This window comes from Candidatus Binataceae bacterium, from assembly GCA_035308025.1.
Lineage (GTDB): Bacteria > Desulfobacterota > Binatia > Binatales > Binataceae > JAJPHI01.
In genome coordinates, this window is the sequence record DATGHL010000055.1 from 12,711 (window position 1) to 30,304 (window position 17,594).

The following is a 17,594-nucleotide window of genomic DNA, read 5'->3' on the forward strand; positions in this document are numbered from 1 at the left end:
CTGAACCAAGTAGCGGATTTATGCTAACAGTTAACTTGGTGGGCCATGATTCGGCGGCGACGGCGATGGCGTCGCGCCAGTGCTGCGATTAGTCAAAGCGACTTTTTTGCCTTCGCCGCCGAGTAACGATGGTGGCGGCTGCAGGCGTGCCGCGAGCCCTGCGACATCTTTCCGATTCGCGATCAGAATCACGCATCGCGGCCCCGACCATAACGCGCGCAGGCGCGCGTCAGTCGCGATAAAACTCTCTGCCGCATCGTCGGACTCGCCAAACGGCGCGAGCTCGCCGCGATACCCGACCAGCCGCTCCCGCGTCTGCGTGTAGAACGGCAGTGCCTGGACAAAATGACGGTATGACGCCAGCGTACAGCCGCGCTGCAGATACGGATCGATTATCCCAGCCAGTTCCCGATATGAGGCCATCGGCGTGGCTTCTGTGCGTGCCCTGGCCAGAATCGCCGCGCTGATCATCGCGACGATCGTGACTCCCCACGGGACGTTGCGCGCGCTGCGCCACCAACGTGCGGCTAAATATATGATCGTTGCGGCGCTTCCCCACACGAGCGCCAGCACCACCACCCCCAACGGGATCGTCGAGAATCCATCGGCACGCGCGAGACCACTTCGCCACGCGATCCAGACCGCTATCGCGCCGAGCAGCAACGTCAGATTCGTTGCCGCAAACCATCCCAGCACCTGACACGCCCGGCGCGCTTCCATCGCGCGCACTCGCAACAATCCGATTGCAGCAAGGAGCGCGAGCGGTGGCAGCGCAGGCAAAATATATTCGCCGAGCTTGGAGCGCGGGATGGAGAAAAAAATGAAAACGACAGTGAACCAGATCAGCAGGAACCGCACTCCGCTGCCGCGCGCGCCATCGCGGTTTTCCACGCGTGCGTCACCGAACTCAGCGACGCCGAAAAATACGAAGTATAACCACGGCCAGAACCCGGCTGGGACGATCGGGAAGAAAAACCATGGCCCCCAGCCGTGCTCGGTGCTTTCAACGAAGCGCTGGAGATGCTCGTGGACAAGGAAGAACCGGATGAAACCGGGATTGTGCAGCCCGGCGACAATGAACCACGGCGCCGTGATGGCCAGGTAGATCGCGCCGCATTCGAGCCATCTGATTTGCGCGATCTCTCGCGCCCGCCGCTCGCTCAGCATCCAGAGCAAACCGATACCGCCGCCCAGCACGAGCGCGACCGGACCCTTCGCCAGGGTGCCGAGGGCGAGCGCGGCCGCCGCCAGCACCATCCACTTGCGTCCGGCGCCGTGGCGCAGGTCGCGCTCGCGCACTGCTGCGAAGAACGCCGCCAGTCCCGCGCTGAAGAAAAATGTCAGCTCCGGATCGGGAGTTGCGAAGCGGGCGAAAATAAAAAACAGCGGACTCAACGCAAGCGTGATCGCGGCGAGGAGACCGGTCGCGGCGTCGAACATTGCCTCACCCAGCGCCGCCGTCACCATCACCGTGCCGACGCTCGCCAGCGCCGCCGGTGTGCGCACCGCCAACTCGTCGCGCCCCAATAGCTTGATCGACGCCGCAGTCGCCCAATAGACCAACGGCGGCTTCTCGAAATAGCGCACCCAATCATTACGCGGCGTTAGATAGTCGCCGCTGACGACCATTTCGCGCGCGATTTCCGCATAGCGCCCCTCGTCAGGCTCCCACAGCGCCGGGCGGCCGAGCCCGATGAAATAGACCAGCGCCGCCGCGCCGCCGCACAGAATCAGACGATGGAATCGGGTAAACTGCGGCATCTGCGATGGAGTCTCCAAGCCGCGCCGCGCGAGATCAACCGCCCCGCCATCGTTGTCCGCTCTGTCACCCACCGCTTTAACTTGCGGGGCCGCTTTGTCACAATGTCATTAAGTATGACGTGCGCGACAAGTGTGACGTCGCGACGCGTCACGCCGGCAAGTCGATTTGAACGCCCCGGGCAAAATAGCGCCGCTCTTCAGTGCCGACGCGGATTCCTCAGAGCTGATTTCGGTGGTGGTCCCGGTCTTCAACGAGGCCACGAACCTCCCGTCACTCTGGAACCGCCTCGAGCGTGTGCTGGCGGATCTGCCGACCAGTTCTGAGGTCATTTTCGTTGACGACGGCTCGACCGACGCCTCGCTCGCGATGCTGCGGGGCTTCGCCGAGCGTAACCCGCACGTGCGGGTGGTCGAGTTGGCGCGCAATTTCGGCCAGCACTCAGCCTTGCTGGCCGGTTTCCGTAATTGCCGCGGCGACGTCGTCGTGACGCTCGACGCCGACCTGCAGAATCCGCCCGAGGAGATTCCGCGCCTGCTCGCAGCGATCGCGGCGGGCAACGATGTCGTCGGCGGCTGGCGCGAGGAACGTCAGGACCTGAGTTACCGCCGTTTTGCTTCGCGCCTGCACAATCGCCTCACTTCGGCGATCGTCGGCGTCCCGATGCATGACTACGGCTGCATGCTGCGCGCCTACCGGCGACACATCGTCGATACCCTGGTCGCCTGCGACGAGAAAGCGGCGTTCGTGCCCGCGCTCGCCAACTCGTTCGCCAAGCGCGTCGCCGAGATTCCGGTCGCCCACGCCGAACGCGCCGGCGGCGAATCGAAGTACGGCTTTTTCAAGCTGGCCCATCTGAGCGTCAACCTGATTACCGGCTTTTCCAATTTCCCCATTCAGGCGCTGAGCCTCACCGGTATCGGCATCTCGATGCTCGCCACCCTGCTGGGTACCTTCCTGATTGCCCATCGCTTGATCTATGGTCCGCAGCAGGAGGGCGCCTTGTGGACCCTTTTCGCCATCGCCTTCTTTTTCTTCGGGATGGTTTTTCTCGCCTTCGGCCTTATCGGCGAATATATAGGACGCATCTATCTTGAAGTGCGCCGGCGTCCGACCTATATCGTGCGCGCGATCCATGGTGATCAGGCCGAAGACGGAACTTTCGAGCCGGCGCATCGCTGACCCGTCGCATGCACCGCTTAATCATTCTGATTGTGCTTCTCGGATTTGGCCCGGCCCTGGTTTTGCGCGCCGATAACCGTCCCAGCGCCGACGCGATCGCCGACGGGCTGACCTGCCAATGCGGCTGCGGGCTGACCGTGGCTAACTGCAATCATCCGCAATGTGAGTTCTCAGTCCCGGTGCGCACGCAGATCGAAGCGATGATCGCGCGCGGCCTGAGCGGGCGGCAGATCCTGGCGAGTTATCGGGCGAAATACGGCGAGAAGATTCTCTCGTCGCCGACCACCAGCGGCTTTAACCTGGTCGCCTGGCTGATGCCCTTCGGCGCGATCTTCGCGGGCGGCGGCCTGATTTTCATGCTCTTCGGGCGCTGGCGTTCACGGCCGCCGCCGCCTACCGCGCCCGCCGATGGCGTGGCCTTCGATCCGGCCTTGCGCGAGCAGCTCGAGGGCGAGGTCAAGCATGACCTCTAGCGCTACGGTCTGGATGGCGGCCCTAATGTTGGTAGCGTCGGTGGCGCTCTTCGTCGCCGCGCCGCTGACCGAGGTCTTTTCCGCGCGCCGCCGCGAGACCGACGAGGAAGCGCGCGGCGCGCGCCTGCAGCACGAGCGCGGACTCGCTACCGCAGCGCTCCGCGAACTCGACTTCGATCACGAAATGGGCAAGATCGACGACGACGACTATCACGCCCTGCGCACTCGCCTCGAAACACGCGCGCTAGCCGCCATGTCCGGCCTGTCCGAATTGTCAGACTTGTCCACCGTGGCAGGATTATCGGAACTGTCCGCACTCGATGGTCCTGCATTGTCCGGAGCTGACGCGCCTGCGCGCACCGCCGCGGCCGGCGGCATCAAACCTTGCCCGCGATGCGCAACGCCGGCGGCCGCCGACTATCTATTCTGCCCACGCTGCGGCGCGACGTTGGAGCGGCCTGTAGATCTGCCTGCCGGTTCAAGCGCCCCATAATGCCCCTGCTGCCGATCGAGACCAGCGCGCTCGACAAAACCTTCGGCTTCGCTCCCGTCCTGCGCGGGGTCAATTTACAGGTCGCAGCCGGATGCGGCCTGCTGGTCGCCGGCCACAACGGCGCGGGCAAATCAACCCTGATCGCGATTCTTGCGGGCCTGCAGCGTCCCAGCGCGGGCTTTGCGCGGCTCTTCGGCGTCGACAGCAGCGCGCTGGATTCCGCTCAGCGCCGGCGCGTCGGCCTGCTGACCCATCAGAGCTTTCTCTATCCGAATCTGACCGCGCGTGAAAACCTCGAATTCTACGGCGCGCTTTATAAGATCGAGGTGCCCGCCGCGACGATCGCGGGCTGGCTCGAGCGCGTCGGACTGGCCGGCGCCGCGGCCGAGCGCGTGCGCGATTTCTCGCGCGGTATGGAACGTCGCCTGAGCCTCGCCCGCGCGATGCTCGCGGCGCCCGACGTCCTGCTGATGGACGAGCCGTTTGCCACCCTCGACGCGCCAGGCACTGCGCTCGCCGTCGGGATCACCGCGGAGGCGATGGCGCGTGGGTGCGCCGTGGTGATGACCGCGCATCAGGCGGTCGCGCCAGCCGGCCTCACGCTTGATGTGGCTGAGTTGACCCGCGGCCGGCTGCTCAACCTGACCGCCTGCCCTGCTGCCGCAGGCTGATTCGCTCATGGGCGCTTTCGCTGCGATTCTGCGCAAAGACCTAAGCCTCGAACTCCGCGCCGGCGAGAGTCTCCTCACGCTGATCGGCCTGTCACTGCTCATCATCGTGGCGATGGTCTTCGCGCTGAGTCCGGTCGGCGGGGTGCGCGACGCCGAGACCGCGGCCGGCGCGCTGTGGGTCGCCCTGCTCTTCGCCGGGACGATGGGCGCCGCGCGCACCCTGCTCGCCGAGCGCGACAACGGCTGCCTCGCGGCGCTGCTGATGAGCCCGGCCGATCGCGCGACGATCTTTTGCGCCAAGCTCGCCGCGGCCTTCAGCTTCATGGCGATCGCGGAAATCGCCGCGGTCGCGATCCTCGTGCTCTTCTTCAACCTCGCGCTCGACGCCCGCGTCATCCATCTCGCCCCGTCGCTTGTCCTCGGCGCGCTGGGCTTCGCCGCGCTGGCGACGCTGCTCGCGGCAATCTCCGGCCGCGTGCGCACGGGCGACCTTCTGCTGCCGATCCTTGCGGTTCCGCTCTTCGCGCCCGCGCTCATTGCCGGCGTCAAAGCCGGCGGGGCGGCGCTCGCCGGCGCCCCGTTCAGCGTGAGCACTCCGTGGCTCAAGCTGCTCGCCGCCTTCGATGTGCTATTCCTGAGTGCGGGCTGGCTTCTGTTCGAGTACGTGATTGTCGAGCACTAGCGGAGCGCTCCGCGCGGAGCGAGCACAGGGGGCGGCCGAGTCTCCGAGGCGCGGTCGCATTCAGCAGTCTGCGAGCTTCGTTCCAATAAAATAGAGGCGGGAATGACCGAACAGAATGTGGAGCTTTTATAAGGAAATGACCCACCGCACTGCTCTCCGCGCCGGAGCGCCGGCGCTCGCCCTAATGCTCGTGGCGCTGTGGATGGTCTTCGCGTGGGTCCCGACCGAGGCCGACCAGGGCATCGTCCAGCGCATCTTCTATTTTCACGTCGCCTGCGCCTGGGTAGCTTTCGTCGCCTTCGCGCTCGTCGCGGTCTGCGGAATTTTCTACCTCTGGCTTGGCCAGGCGATCTTCGATCAGCTTGGCTACGCCGCGGCTGAAGGCGGCATGATCTTCTGCACGCTCGTACTGATCACCGGCTCGATCTGGGCGCGGCCCATCTGGGGTGTCTGGTGGACGTGGGATTCGCGGCTGACCACGACGCTGATTCTCTGGCTGCTCTATGGTGGTTACCTGATGCTGCGCGCGATGAGCGACGATACGCCGCAAACCGCGCGCTTCGCCGCCGTGCTCGGGATCGTCGCCACCGTCGACGTTCCGGTGATAATCGTCTCGGTGCGGATGTGGCGCACGATCCATCCGGCCGTGCTGGTGACGCGGAGCGGCGGCCATGGACTCGAAGATCCGCGTATGGTCATCACACTGCTGGTCGCCGTCGCTGCCTTTACGGCGCTGTTCATTTGGCTGCTGATGCTGCGCGTCGCGACGGTGCGGGCGAGCGCGCGGCTGGGTCGCCTCGGGCAGGCGCTTGCGATGGCCTCGGCCGCGGTGCAGGACCTGAATCCGTAGAAACTTCATGAAACACTTTAATTATCTGCTCGCCGCCTACAGCGTCATCTTCGTGACGATTTTTCTCTACGTCGGGTTCATCCGCACGCGGCAGTCGCGGCTCGAAGAGGCGCTGCGTGCGATGGAGACCAAACTGGCGGCGTTGGAAAATGAGTTGGCGCAGCGCGCTTCGGCGCCGCCTCACTAAGCCGACGCGAGTTGCAGCAGCCCCGCCGAGTGCGCATCTTTAGAAGGAAGCCGGATGGAATTTCGCGATTACTACAAAACTCTCGGCGTCGAGCGCAGCGCGACCGCGGCCCAGATCAAAGGCGCCTTCCGCAAACTCGCCCGCAAGCATCATCCGGACGTCAACCCGAACAACAAGGAAGCCGAACGGCGCTTCAAGGAAATTAACGAGGCTTACCAGGTCCTCAGCGATCCTGATAAGCGCAAGAAATACGACGAATTAGGGGCGGATTGGGAGCGTGGGGCGCCGCAGGACGAGGTCTTCCGCCGCTATGCGCGGGCCGGCGGCAGCGGCGGCGGGCCGACCTTCCAGGCGGGCGAGGCTGGCGGCTTCAGCGACTTTTTCGAGCGCTTCTTTGGCGGTCTGGGCGGCAACTTCGACGCGCGCGGCGGCGGTCAGGAGTTCACCTTCGAAGGCGCTGACGGTCGTCCGGCGCGGCGCTCGGGCAAAGCCGCGGATCTCGCGGCCGAGGCCACGATCCCGCTGCGCGACGCCCTCGAGGGCGGAAAACGGCGGCTCGAAATCGCCGCCACCGTCGAGTGCGACGCCTGCGGCGGCACGGGTATGCGCGTCCGGCAGGAGCGGCGCGGCAACACCCGTATCATGCGCCCGGCTGAACCCTGCGAAAAATGCGGCGGCGCCGGCGTAATTCAAGAGCGCCGCACGCTCGAAATCACCATCCCGGCCGGCATGGCCGACGGCGGCCGGATGCGTCTCAAGGGTCAGGGCGGAAAGGGGGCGCGCGCCGAGCTCAATGGCGATCTTTTCATCACGATCCACGTCGATCCGGGGCCGAGCTTCACGCTCCACGGCCGCGACGTCCGCTGCCTCCTGCCGGTCTGGGATTATGAGGCGGCGCTGGGCGCGGAGGTCACTGCCCCGGCTCCGACCGGCAGAATCTCGCTCAAGATTCCGGCGGGCAGCCAGAGCGGCCGCGTGATGCGGCTGCGGGGCAAGGGCTTGCCTGCCCGCGCCAAGGACCCGGCCGGTGATCTGCTCTACGAACTGCGCGTGCTCGCGCCCACCGATCTTACCGACGGCGAACGCGATCTGATGCGTCAGCTTGCTGAACAGCGGCGCGCGCGCGGCGTGCCCGATCCGCGCAGCGAGCTGCTCGGAGGGTAATTTGCCTCGGCGGCCCGGCCACGCCTCGCTCCTCGCTCGCGGCCTCTACCCGTCATCGCGTAGTCGAGCCTGCGCGGCTGTGATCCAGCCGCTCGCACGCGCACTCGAGCGCGCCAAGCTGGCGCCTGACCGTCTGATCCTCGCGGCAGTCTCGGGTGGTCCCGATTCCGTCGCGATGCTCCACGCACTCAAGGCGCTGCAGCCTCGAGGGCGTTTCCGCCTCGCTGCGGCGCATTTCAACCACCACCTGCGCGGGAGCGAAAGCGCTCGCGACGAGCAATTCGTCCGTCAGCTCTGCGACCGGCTTGAAGTCGAACTGGTCGTCGGGCAAACGCGCCTCACGGCAGGCGCGAATCTCGAAGAACGGGCGCGCGAACTCCGCCACGCCTTCCTTAAGCGAGTCGCTGATCGGCTTGACGCCAGTCTTATCGCGCTGGCCCATCAGGCGGATGATCAGGCCGAGACCGTGCTGATGCGTTTGCTGCGTGGCGCAGGCGTCGCCGGACTCAGCGCGATGAAGGAGGCTGGTCCGGGGCGTCTCTGGCGGCCTCTGTTGACGGTCAAGCGCGCGGCGCTCGTGGCGTACCTCGATCAAATCGGTGCGGCCTGGACGACCGACTCGAGTAACGCTTCGCGACTGATTTTGCGCAATCGAATCCGTCACACGCTGCTCCCGATGCTCGAGCGGGATTTCGCCCCAGGCCTTGCTGAACGCTTGACCGAACTGGCCGCGGAAATGCGCGCGCTCGATGGCTTTATCACTGACGCGGCGCGCACTGAACTCGCTTCGCGCCGCGCTGGCGAAGGGCTGACCGTCCTTGGTTTCGGCGACCTCGATTTCGCACTCGCCGACGCAACGCTGAGAGAATTTCTGCGCGAACGGCTGAGTGGCTTGCGGCACATCTCCCGCGACCATATCGAGATGATGCGTGGGCTGTGCAGCGGTGCGAACCCCAGCGGCCGCGTGGTGCTCCCCGGCGGATGGCGTCTCCGGCGCCAATACGACTTCGCCGAACTCGAACGGACAGCTCCGCCGGCCCCGCTGCGCGGACTGACAGAGCCGATCCAACTCGCCTGTTGCGGCCGGACCGAAGTCGGAGCGAGCGGCTTCATCTTCGAGGCCCGTCTGCTCGACCTCGGGACGGATGGGCCGGTTCCGCTACCGGCTGATCCCATGGAAGCGCTCTTCGATACCGCTCAACTTCGCGGACCGCTTTGGGTGCGGAGCTTTCGCGCTGGCGATCGGATTTCACCGCACGGGATGACAGGTAGCCGCAAAGTTCAGGAGCTGTTCGTTGATCGTAAGCTTCCGCGCGACCTGCGCGCAGTCTGGCCGCTGGTCACGAGCGGCGAAACCATCGTGTGGATTCCGGGAATCGTGCGCAGCCGCAGCGCGCTCATCACGTTCGCCCATCAGGAAATCCCGGCAGGTAGAAAAGTCCTGCATCTGCGCGCACTTTCGACGAGGCGACGCGAAATCACGTCGTTGCTTAAAAATCCAGCTACATGCTAGCCTTTTGATGGTAATGAATCAGGTTTCACGCAACATCGCGCTGTGGCTGGTAGTCGTGCTGATGGCGGCGCTGCTGTTCAAATTCTTCAGCAGCACTCAGCAGCATTCGCCTGAAATAATCTTCTCCGACTTCCTCAACGACGTCGATAATCGCAACGTCACCGAGGTTACGATTCAGGGCAATCAGATTAAGGGCGAAACCTCCGACGGTCAGCATTTCAGTACCTATGCGCCGAGCGATCCGGACCTCGTCAAGACCCTGCGCGACAAGGGGGTCAAGATTGCGGCCAAGCCGGCCGACGGCGATCCGTGGTGGATGGTGTTGCTGGTGCAATGGTTCCCGATGCTGCTGCTGGTCGGCGTCTGGATCTTCTTCATGCGGCAGATGCAGATTGGTGGCGGCAAAGCGATGTCTTTCGGGAAAAGCCGCGCCAAGCTGCTGACCGAAAACACCCACAAAGTCACCTTTGCCGATGTCGCCGGAATCGACGAGGCCAAGGACGAGCTCGAAGAGATCATTCAGTTTCTGAAAGATCCGAAACGCTTCACCCGTCTCGGCGGAAGGATTCCTAAAGGCGTCCTGCTGGTCGGACCACCGGGTACCGGCAAAACTTTGCTGGCCCGCGCGATCGCAGGTGAGGCCGGCGTGCCCTTCTTCTCGATTTCGGGCTCGGATTTCGTCGAGATGTTCGTCGGGGTTGGCGCGTCACGCGTCCGCGATCTTTTCGTGCAGGGCAAGAAACATGCCCCCTGCATCATTTTTATCGACGAGATCGACGCCGTCGGACGCCATCGCGGGGCTGGCCTGGGCGGTGGTCACGACGAGCGCGAGCAGACGCTTAACCAGTTGCTGGTCGAGATGGACGGCTTCGAGGCCAACGAGGGCGTCATACTTGTGGCAGCGACGAATCGTCCCGACGTCCTTGATCCCGCGCTGCTGCGGCCTGGCCGTTTCGACCGCCGCGTAGTCGTGCCGCGTCCCGACGTCAAGGGGCGCGAGGGAATCCTCAAAGTCCACGTGCGCAAAGTGCCGCTTGCCGACGACGTCGACGTGATCAAGATCGCCCGTTCGACCTCAGGTTTCGCGGGCGCCGACCTCGAGAATCTGGTGAATGAGGCAGCCCTGCTGGCGGCGCGGAATTCGAAGGAACGAGTCGGCATGATCGACTTCGAGCTCGCCAAAGACAAAGTCATGATGGGCGCCGAACGGCGCTCGATGGTAATGTCGCAGGAGGAGCGGCGCAAGGTCGCCTATCACGAATCCGGGCACGCGCTGGTCGCCACCATGCAGTTGGGCGCGGATCCCCTGCACAAGGTCACGATCATTCCGCGCGGGATGGCCCTGGGCGTCACGCAGCAGCTACCTGTGGACGATCGTTATACCGAATCGCGGCAATATCTGATGACCACCTTGGCTGTGCTCTTTGGCGGGCGGGTCGCGGAGCAGCTCGTCTTCAACGAGATGTGGACGGGAGCCGGCAACGATATCGAGCGCGCGACGGAACTGGCGCGCAAGATGGTCTGTCAATGGGGCATGAGCGACGAACTCGGTCCGATGACCTTCGGCCGCCAGGAGGAACAGGTCTTTCTCGGCCGCGATCTCGGTCACAGCAAGGACTACTCGGAGCAAACCGCCGTCGAAATCGATCGCGAGGTGCGGCGCTTGCTGAGCCAGGCCTACGACACGGCGAAAAAACTCCTCAGCGAAAACGTAATACTGCTCCACGCTCTCGCCGAGCGCTTGATCGACAAAGAAGTTGTGGACGGCGCGGAAGTTGCCGAAATGGTCAAAGCTCATCAGGAGGGCCGTCCGTTCATACCGCAGCCGGCGCCCGCGGTGAGTCCATCGATAAATCCGCCGACTCAGCCGCGTGACAAACCACGCGCCGTAGAAGAAGACGTTCCGGTCGCCGGCCCGCTCCATCCCAAACCCTCGCTCGCCTGATTGCCGCCTCGCTTAGTTGCGGGCGAGAGCTTTGCGCAGCGCCGCGACGTTCTGGACGAGCTGACTCGGCAAGTTCAGCGTTCCGGCGACATTCGAATACGGATACAAACGCCCGTTGATGTGAGCGTGCAGCGGGAGCCCGGCGCCCTGATGAATTTCGTAGTCCAGCGGCAGCGGCCCAAGGACATGCATAATCTGGTAAATCGCGCCGGCGAAGCTTGCCAGGTCTTGAGGCGACAGCTCGGTCAGCATCCCGCGAAAGTCCGGCATTATAACGTCGTAGCTGCGCGGGAAGGCGCCGACCGGACTCGCATAGCTGACCACGCCGTCGCGACGCCCGATCAGCAGGCCGATACGCTCGACCAAATCGATCAGATCTGACCAAAGCTCGGGATACTGCGCTTCGGCGCGGGCTTCGGCCTCCAGCACCGGTAGCGGCTGCGGCGATCCGATGATCTGCTGATGCGGATGAGGCTGCGAGGCGCCCGACTCGCGTCCCTGGTTCTTGCGGATTATGACCGAATGAATCGCCGGGTTTTCAAAGACCCGGCCCATCAGGCGAACGTCCGTCTGCAGAAGATGTAAGAAGTGCTCCTCGCCGAGCACGCCGGTGAACATCAGGTCGCTAATCGAACGCGGATTCTCGACGAAATGGCGCGGATCCTCGACCACGATGTATGACTCGTTGCGACCGCCAGTCAGATTTTCAGGGATCCGCGGAAAGAGATTGTTGAAGACGCGGACCACCCAGCTCGCGTCCGCGAGGACCGCCGCTCCATTCCAGCTCGCGAACTCGGCGGGCGTCAGACGCATCAGCTCGGCCGGCGCGTGCGCCTCGTTACCTGGACAAAAAGGGCAGGCGGTCATCGCGTTGCGCAGAGCTTTTGGATCGGGCTTGGGCGGATCGGGATTCAGCTCCTCGCGCCCGCCAAGTGTGAACGCGAAGCTTTTGCCGCGCACGTCAACCACGTAAGAAATCACGCCCGTCACTGGATTTTTGATCCAGAGCAGCGCGCCATCGCGGATTTCGTATTCGAGCGCCATCAGCGGTTGAGCAAACACTTAATCACGGGGCGCGGATCGTTCCAACGCCGCCAGGGAAGCGCTGTTGAGGTGGTTGAGCAGGGACGGTTAAATGAAGTGCGCAGGGGACTCGGGGCCGCTTCTTCTCCGACAGACCCGCTATCGCAGCGAAGACGCTGTGGAGCTTCCCTCTTGTGGCCTGAGCCTGAAGTTCGGCGAACAAATAATCGTTACGAATGTTTAGATTTCCGCGAAACCAGATGTGGCGAATCTTTAATTCAGGACACTAGCGGCGCGCGGGCTGACTCGACTTCGACGCCAGCGCATTCCATATTGATCGGGGATGGAGCATGACGCCGAGCTGACTGGCGGCGCGGCCGCACCGCGCACCGGAGTTGTGCCGCGAGTCTGGGGCGGGATCGCGACGATCCTGTCGGTCGTCTATACGGCGATTCTGCTCGCCGCAGCGGCGCTGGTCGCGCGCTTCAAGCGGGGACATTACGTCTCGCCCCTGATGCGCCTGTGGGCCTGGCTGATCTTCCATACCTGCGCGATCAGTGCGGAGGTTGAGGGGCTCGAACATCTGCGCGGCCTTGGCTCATTTATCCTGATCTCGAACCATCAGAGTTTGTTCGACATCATCGCGATTGTTCACCTGCTGCCGTGCGAGGTGCGCTTCGTCGCCAAGCAGGAGCTCAGGCGGGTGCCGCTGCTCGGTTACGTGTTGGCGCGTTCGGGCAATATCATGATCGAGCGGCAAAGCGGCGGACGGGCGATTCGTCGCGCGGTGGCGGCGACGCGCGACGGTTACAGTATCGCGGTTTTTGCCGAGGGGCGGCGCTCAAGCGACAATCGGGTGCATGAGTTCAGCGACGGCGGCGCGTGGCTGGCGCTCGCGACCGGGCGGCCGTGCGTGCCACTGGCGATCAGCGGGACGCTCGCCATGATGCCGCGCGGGGCGCGCTTCGCGCTGGCGGGGCGGCGGATCCGTCTGGCCTTCGGCCAGCCGATCGCGACTGCGGAGCTGCGCAGCGCCGACCGCGCTCGGCTCAGCGCACAGCTCGAGAGGTCGGTACGGGAGTTATTCCGCAGCGAAGTTTGAGGCCGGCGAAAGGGGACACCCTGCCCGGAGCGCTTCGCTAGTGGCGCGCACGCTTCCAGGGCGGCTGGAGGCACGCGATCTTTGCGAAGACCGGACAGCTCTCGTCATGCGCGCCCGGCAAGTAGCCGATGCTGAGAAGAAATTCGCCGGTAATTTCGCCGCCGGTGAAATTGAAGGTCTTTTTGAACAGCTTGACCCACTCGGGTTTGGCGAGCGGATGCTGCGCCGCCAGCCATCGCGCGAAAGAGCCGTGGCTTTGCTGGAGTTCGATGATCCGGCGCGCGTTTACGATCGTGGCGTCAACCTTGAGCCGGTTACGGACGATGCCGGCGTCGGCAAGGAGTCGCGCGCGGTCCCGCTCGCCGTATTTGGCCACACGCGCGATCGCGAAGTGGTTGTACGCAGCGCGAAAATTTGCGCGCTTGGCCAGGATCGTCAGCCAGGAGAGGCCAGCCTGATTGATCTCCAGCACGAGGCGCTCGAAGAGCGCATCGTCGTCCGCGATCGGAAATCCGTATTCGCGCTCGTGATAGGGCCCGTGGAGCGGATGGCCGGGCGCGATCGTGCAGTACGACATAAAGCTTGGGCGGGGATCAGTTTGACGCTTCCTTTATAATGAGGGCAAGGAAACCAGCACAATGCCTCTGACACTCGACGGACTCACGGTCATTGATCTGACGCAGAACGTCGCCGGGCCGTACTGCACCGAGCTGCTCGGCGACTTCGGCGCCTCGGTGATCAAGATTGAGCGGCCGGGCAAGGGCGACGACGCGCGCGGCTTCGCGCCGGATTGGCGCGGCGAATCCGCGACCTATCTCGCCTACAACCGCAACAAGAAAAGCATCTGTATCGATCTGGATAATCTGCGCGGACGTGAAATCGTCCATCGTCTCAGCCGGAGCGCCGATATTTTCGTCCATGCGCTGAGGCCCGGTAGCGCCGAGTCGCGCGGCTTCGGCTACGTGGAGTTGAGCGCGGAAAATCCGCGACTGATCTACGCTTCGATCAGCGGCTTCGGCGAGCAGGGGCCGCTGCGCAGCCTGCCGGGTTACGATCCGCTGGGGCAGGCCTACTCGGGAATTATCAGCATGAACGGTCATCCGGGGGCGCCGCCGGCGCGGGTCGTCGTGCCGATTATCGATATGGGCGCGGGCTTATGGCTGTTTACCGGAATTCTCGCGGCGCTGCTCGATCGCGCGAAGACTGGCAAGGGCGCGAAGGTGGCGACCAGCCTGCTCGAGACCGGCGTCGCGTGGACGACCCTGCTGATGGCCGGCTATCAGGCGACGGGCATCGTGCCGGGTCCTGCCGGATCGGCGTCGCCTGCGGCGGCGCCCTACGAGGCCTTCCAGACCGCCGACGGCTGGATTCAGATCGCGGCGGGGAATGATCGTCTATTTGCGCGGCTATGCGAGGTGCTGGATTGCCCGGCGCTCGCTGCCGATGCGCGCTTCCTCACCAATGCCGATCGCGTCCCGCGCCGCATCGAACTGCACGACATCCTCGAACAGGAGACGCAGCGCTTCAGCGCGGAGCAGTTGATGGGGCTGCTGCGCACGGCGGGCGTGCCTGCGAGCGTAATCAACACGCTCGACAAGGTCTTTGCGGACGAGCAGGTCAACACGCTCGGGATGCTGCCGCCGGTCGAGGCAGGCTTCCGCATCCCTGAGATGAAGTTCGTCGACATTCCGCTGACGATCGACGGCGAACGGTCGAGCCGGCGGCTGATGCCGCCGCGGCTGGGTGAGCATACGGAGGAAGTGCTGAACGACGCGGGCTACTCCGCCGCGGAGATCGCGAGCCTGCGATCGGAGGGCGCGATCGGTTGATGCGCTGCGGCTAGCCGGTGATCGGACGCTCGGGTTCGGCGACGCAGCGGGCGCATCGGCAGAGATCGCGCAACTGGAGCGTGGTGTAGAGGGTCTCGTGACCGTCAACCCACTCGGCATAGACCGCGGCGTCGCCGAGGCGGGCGAACTGGGTCAGGCGCTGACTCGCTGCGGGAATCTCGCCGTCGAGGCGGCCGCCGCAGGCGTTGCACGGACAATAGCGGCGCAGACTTTCGAGCGGGAAGATGCTGTCGTGGCCGTCCGCCCAGTTGACGCCGAGCGCATAGCGGCCGACGTGATTTAGGCTGCGAATTTTTGGTGAAGCTTTGGGCGACATCTTGATTCGGTTGGCGACTGGACTTGCTGGTTGCGCTTGAGGCACTCTGGCAAGGCGATTATAGCATCGCGCGAAGCGCCACGACGAGCCGCCGTAGTAGTTTCGCAAGGGGCTGGAGCGGGCGCACACATCGAAATTGATCAAGGGCTGGAGGTTTGAACAAAAGCAATGGACGAAAATGCCAAGAAAAAAGGGCTGCGGATGATCCCCTATGGGCTGCAGATTCTCGGCGCCCGTCACGGTGATAAATCCACCGTCGCGACGATCAACTGGACCACGCAGGCGAGCTTCGCGCCGCCGCTCGTGGTGATCGGCGTGAAGACCGATTCCACCGCGCATGAGCTGGTCAAGCAATCGAAGAAGTTCACGCTCTCGATGCTCGGCGCGGGGCAGAAGGATTTGGCGTTTGCCTTCTTCAAGCACGTCGATCCGAAGGACGGCAAATTCGGCACCTACGCTTACAAGGACGGCGCCAACGGCTGCCCGATTATCACGGACGCGCCGGCCGCGGTCGAATGCGACGTCGTCAGCTTCATCGAAAAGGGCGACCACAGTATCGTGATCGGGCAGGTGACCGAAGCGCATCTCAACAAAGAGAGCGATCCGCTCACGCTCAAAGAGTGCGGGGTTAACTACGGCGGGTGAGCATCAACCCATTGAAGGGCCGGGCCGAAGTTGCGTGGCCCTTCAATCCGGTATCTTTTCCTCGTGACAGAGAGCGGAAAAAAGAAAGTCGTAGTGCTGCCGGGGGACGATACCGCGCCGGAGACCGTCGCCGCCGCCATGGCGGTGATGCGCGCGCTCGGCGTCGCGATCGATTTTGTCGAGTTTCCGCCGGGTGAGGAGTGGATCCGTGGTGAGACCGACAAAGCCGCGCGCGCCGCGATCGACGCGTCGGACTCGACGCTGTTCGGCTCGACCAGCGGCAAAACCAACGCGATTCTGCATCTGCGCTGGGGGCGGCAGACCTACGCCAACGTGCGGCCGTGCCGCTATTGGAAAGGGTTTCGCAGTCCGCTGGCGAAGCCGGATGGGATCGATTTCGTGATCGTGCGCGAGAATCTCGAAGACCTCTATCTGGGTCTCGAAGGGCCGCTCGAAGCGCTCGCGCCGCTCCATCTGCGCAGCCGCATCCTGCGCCGCGAGCTGGATACTTCCGAACGGGGCATCTACGCGATCAAGGTGATCACGGAGCGCAAAACCCGGCAGGTCGCGCACTTCGCCGCGAAGCTCGCGATGCGCCGCAAGGCCGCGGGCTATCCGGGAAAGCTCACCTGCACGTCGAAATACAACATGCTGCGCGAGAGCGACGGGCTGTTCCGCAAAATCGTCGAGGAAGTCGCCGCGGGCTATCCGGAAATCACATACGAAGAGTTCATCGTCGATGATTTTGCGCGGCGGCTCGTGCAGAGCGCGCACGACCTCGACGTCGTGGTGATGCCGAATCTCTACGGCGACATCCTCTCGGACGCGGCGGCGGGCACGATCGGCGGTCTCGGCGTCGCGCCTTCGGGCTGTTACGGCGACGACTACGCCTACTTCGAGTCGGTGCACGGGACCGCGCCCGATATCCTGGGTATGGGCATCATCAATCCCACCGCGACGATGCTCTCTGCGGCGATGATGCTCGATTACCTGGGCTTCGGCGATGAATCGAAACGCTTCGAGAACGCAATCCGCAAAGTCTATGCAGAGGGCAAAGTGCTGACCCCGGATCAGGGCGGGAGGGGGACGACGATCGAGTTCACGCGCGCGGTGATTGGGAATCTGTGATCGGCCGCAGATAGCGACGCTCCAAAGAGAACCGATCGCGCGAAAGTTTCATCTCAAACAGGGGAATATGTCGTGGTTCCGTTACTTCTCTAACGAGCCTACGATTAGCTTCCGAACTTCTAGCACCTAGATAGACTGCGCTTGGCGTTGGCATCGGGTATGCCGTCGAAGCAGGAAAGAGCCCAAATGGAAACACCAAGCGCCATTCTCTCTCGTAACCCCATCCTCTAGCCTTTTGCAAACAAGCTGCTATGGGGTAGAAATTACCTGGAACTCGCCCCGCGAGCATTTCTTGAAATATTGAATTGCAGTCGAACAATTGGTCTGAATAGACAATCGGGAACAACATTCGACGCCGAATATCTCCCGAAAGAAGATCAGTAATAGGATATTCCAGGCAGAACCCTCGATGATAGTCAGCGTAATGGCTCCACATGAGAACAGAGTCATCGATTTCCGAAAACGAACACAGGTAGTGTCGGTCAAGTGGTGGAAAAGCAGTAAGCATCGGCCAGGCGACGAGTTGAGCGGTTGAAGTATCAACTTGCTATTACGCTGCCTCCGGTTGTTCGCTGATTGTGGTCAGGTCGTGCCAGCCGACGAGGCGGCGC

Annotated in this window: 18 protein-coding genes; 14 read left to right on the forward strand and 4 right to left on the reverse strand. The window is 63.6% G+C overall.

The window, feature by feature from the left end; genetic code table 11:
• Window positions 1–30 precede the first annotated feature (30 nt).
• Window positions 31–1,833: a phospholipid carrier-dependent glycosyltransferase gene (locus tag VKS22_17340; GenBank protein HLW72371.1), complete on the reverse strand. Its 1,803-nt coding sequence runs from the start codon at window positions 1,831–1,833 to the stop codon at window positions 31–33.
• A 94-nt stretch (window positions 1,834–1,927) separates the two neighbouring features.
• On the opposite strand from VKS22_17340, the gene VKS22_17345 reads away from it, so the two are divergent.
• From VKS22_17345 to ftsH, 10 genes are all read left to right on the forward strand, one after another.
• Complete coding sequence (locus VKS22_17345; protein ID HLW72372.1) at window positions 1,928–2,941, forward strand: glycosyltransferase; 1,014 nt, start codon at window positions 1,928–1,930, stop codon at window positions 2,939–2,941.
• 8 nt (window positions 2,942–2,949) lie between these two features.
• Window positions 2,950–3,414 (forward strand): cytochrome c-type biogenesis protein CcmH, encoded by a 465-nt coding sequence (locus VKS22_17350; GenBank protein ID HLW72373.1) that lies wholly within the window; start codon window positions 2,950–2,952, stop codon window positions 3,412–3,414.
• Window positions 3,404–3,907, forward strand: a complete 504-nt coding sequence (locus VKS22_17355; GenBank protein HLW72374.1) for a hypothetical protein — start codon at window positions 3,404–3,406, stop codon at window positions 3,905–3,907. Before VKS22_17350 ends, VKS22_17355 begins: the two co-directional genes overlap by 11 nt.
• On the forward strand, window positions 3,907–4,578 hold the full coding sequence (gene ccmA, locus VKS22_17360; GenBank protein ID HLW72375.1) for a heme ABC exporter ATP-binding protein CcmA: 672 nt from the start codon (window positions 3,907–3,909) through the stop codon (window positions 4,576–4,578). The genes VKS22_17355 and ccmA overlap by 1 nt, the downstream gene beginning before the upstream one ends.
• Before the next feature lie 7 nt (window positions 4,579–4,585).
• A complete protein-coding gene (locus VKS22_17365; GenBank protein HLW72376.1) occupies window positions 4,586–5,260 on the forward strand; it encodes a heme exporter protein CcmB in 675 nt (224 codons plus the stop codon).
• A 136-nt stretch (window positions 5,261–5,396) separates the two neighbouring features.
• Entirely contained in the window at window positions 5,397–6,110 is a 714-nt protein-coding gene (ccsA, locus tag VKS22_17370; protein HLW72377.1) for a cytochrome c biogenesis protein CcsA, read from the forward strand.
• Between the two features lie 7 nt (window positions 6,111–6,117).
• Complete coding sequence (locus VKS22_17375) at window positions 6,118–6,297, forward strand: CcmD family protein (protein ID HLW72378.1); 180 nt, start codon at window positions 6,118–6,120, stop codon at window positions 6,295–6,297.
• 54 nt (window positions 6,298–6,351) lie between these two features.
• Entirely contained in the window at window positions 6,352–7,461 is a 1,110-nt protein-coding gene (locus VKS22_17380; protein ID HLW72379.1) for a J domain-containing protein, read from the forward strand.
• Between the two features lie 79 nt (window positions 7,462–7,540).
• Window positions 7,541–8,974 carry a tRNA lysidine(34) synthetase TilS gene (tilS, locus tag VKS22_17385; GenBank protein HLW72380.1) on the forward strand — a complete coding sequence of 478 codons (1,434 nt, stop codon included), beginning with the start codon at window positions 7,541–7,543 and terminating at the stop codon, window positions 8,972–8,974.
• Between the two features lie 7 nt (window positions 8,975–8,981).
• Window positions 8,982–10,919: an ATP-dependent zinc metalloprotease FtsH gene (gene ftsH / locus VKS22_17390; GenBank protein HLW72381.1), complete on the forward strand. Its 1,938-nt coding sequence runs from the start codon at window positions 8,982–8,984 to the stop codon at window positions 10,917–10,919.
• Between the two features lie 12 nt (window positions 10,920–10,931).
• On the opposite strand, the gene VKS22_17395 is transcribed toward ftsH, so the two are convergent.
• The gene (locus VKS22_17395) at window positions 10,932–11,981 is read right to left on the reverse strand and encodes a hypothetical protein (GenBank protein ID HLW72382.1); all 1,050 of its coding nucleotides are present in this window, start codon (window positions 11,979–11,981) and stop codon (window positions 10,932–10,934) included.
• 304 nt (window positions 11,982–12,285) lie between these two features.
• On the opposite strand from VKS22_17395, the gene VKS22_17400 reads away from it, so the two are divergent.
• Window positions 12,286–13,044 carry a lysophospholipid acyltransferase family protein gene (locus tag VKS22_17400; GenBank protein HLW72383.1) on the forward strand — a complete coding sequence of 253 codons (759 nt, stop codon included), beginning with the start codon at window positions 12,286–12,288 and terminating at the stop codon, window positions 13,042–13,044.
• 37 nt (window positions 13,045–13,081) lie between these two features.
• On the opposite strand, the gene VKS22_17405 is transcribed toward VKS22_17400, so the two are convergent.
• Window positions 13,082–13,621, reverse strand: coding sequence for a DNA-3-methyladenine glycosylase I (locus VKS22_17405; protein HLW72384.1), 540 nt, complete (start codon window positions 13,619–13,621; stop codon window positions 13,082–13,084).
• Between the two features lie 61 nt (window positions 13,622–13,682).
• Between VKS22_17405 and VKS22_17410 the strand changes: the two genes are divergently transcribed.
• A complete protein-coding gene (locus VKS22_17410) occupies window positions 13,683–14,873 on the forward strand; it encodes a CaiB/BaiF CoA-transferase family protein (GenBank protein HLW72385.1) in 1,191 nt (396 codons plus the stop codon).
• 10 nt (window positions 14,874–14,883) lie between these two features.
• Here VKS22_17410 and VKS22_17415 read toward each other — a convergent pair whose 3' ends face one another.
• Window positions 14,884–15,210 carry a gamma-butyrobetaine hydroxylase-like domain-containing protein gene (locus VKS22_17415; protein ID HLW72386.1) on the reverse strand — a complete coding sequence of 109 codons (327 nt, stop codon included), beginning with the start codon at window positions 15,208–15,210 and terminating at the stop codon, window positions 14,884–14,886.
• 168 nt (window positions 15,211–15,378) lie between these two features.
• Between VKS22_17415 and VKS22_17420 the strand changes: the two genes are divergently transcribed.
• Window positions 15,379–15,855, forward strand: a complete 477-nt coding sequence (locus VKS22_17420) for a flavin reductase family protein (GenBank protein ID HLW72387.1) — start codon at window positions 15,379–15,381, stop codon at window positions 15,853–15,855.
• A gap of 93 nt (window positions 15,856–15,948) precedes the next feature.
• Window positions 15,949–16,983 carry an isocitrate/isopropylmalate family dehydrogenase gene (locus VKS22_17425; protein HLW72388.1) on the forward strand — a complete coding sequence of 345 codons (1,035 nt, stop codon included), beginning with the start codon at window positions 15,949–15,951 and terminating at the stop codon, window positions 16,981–16,983.
• Window positions 16,984–17,594 lie beyond the last annotated feature (611 nt).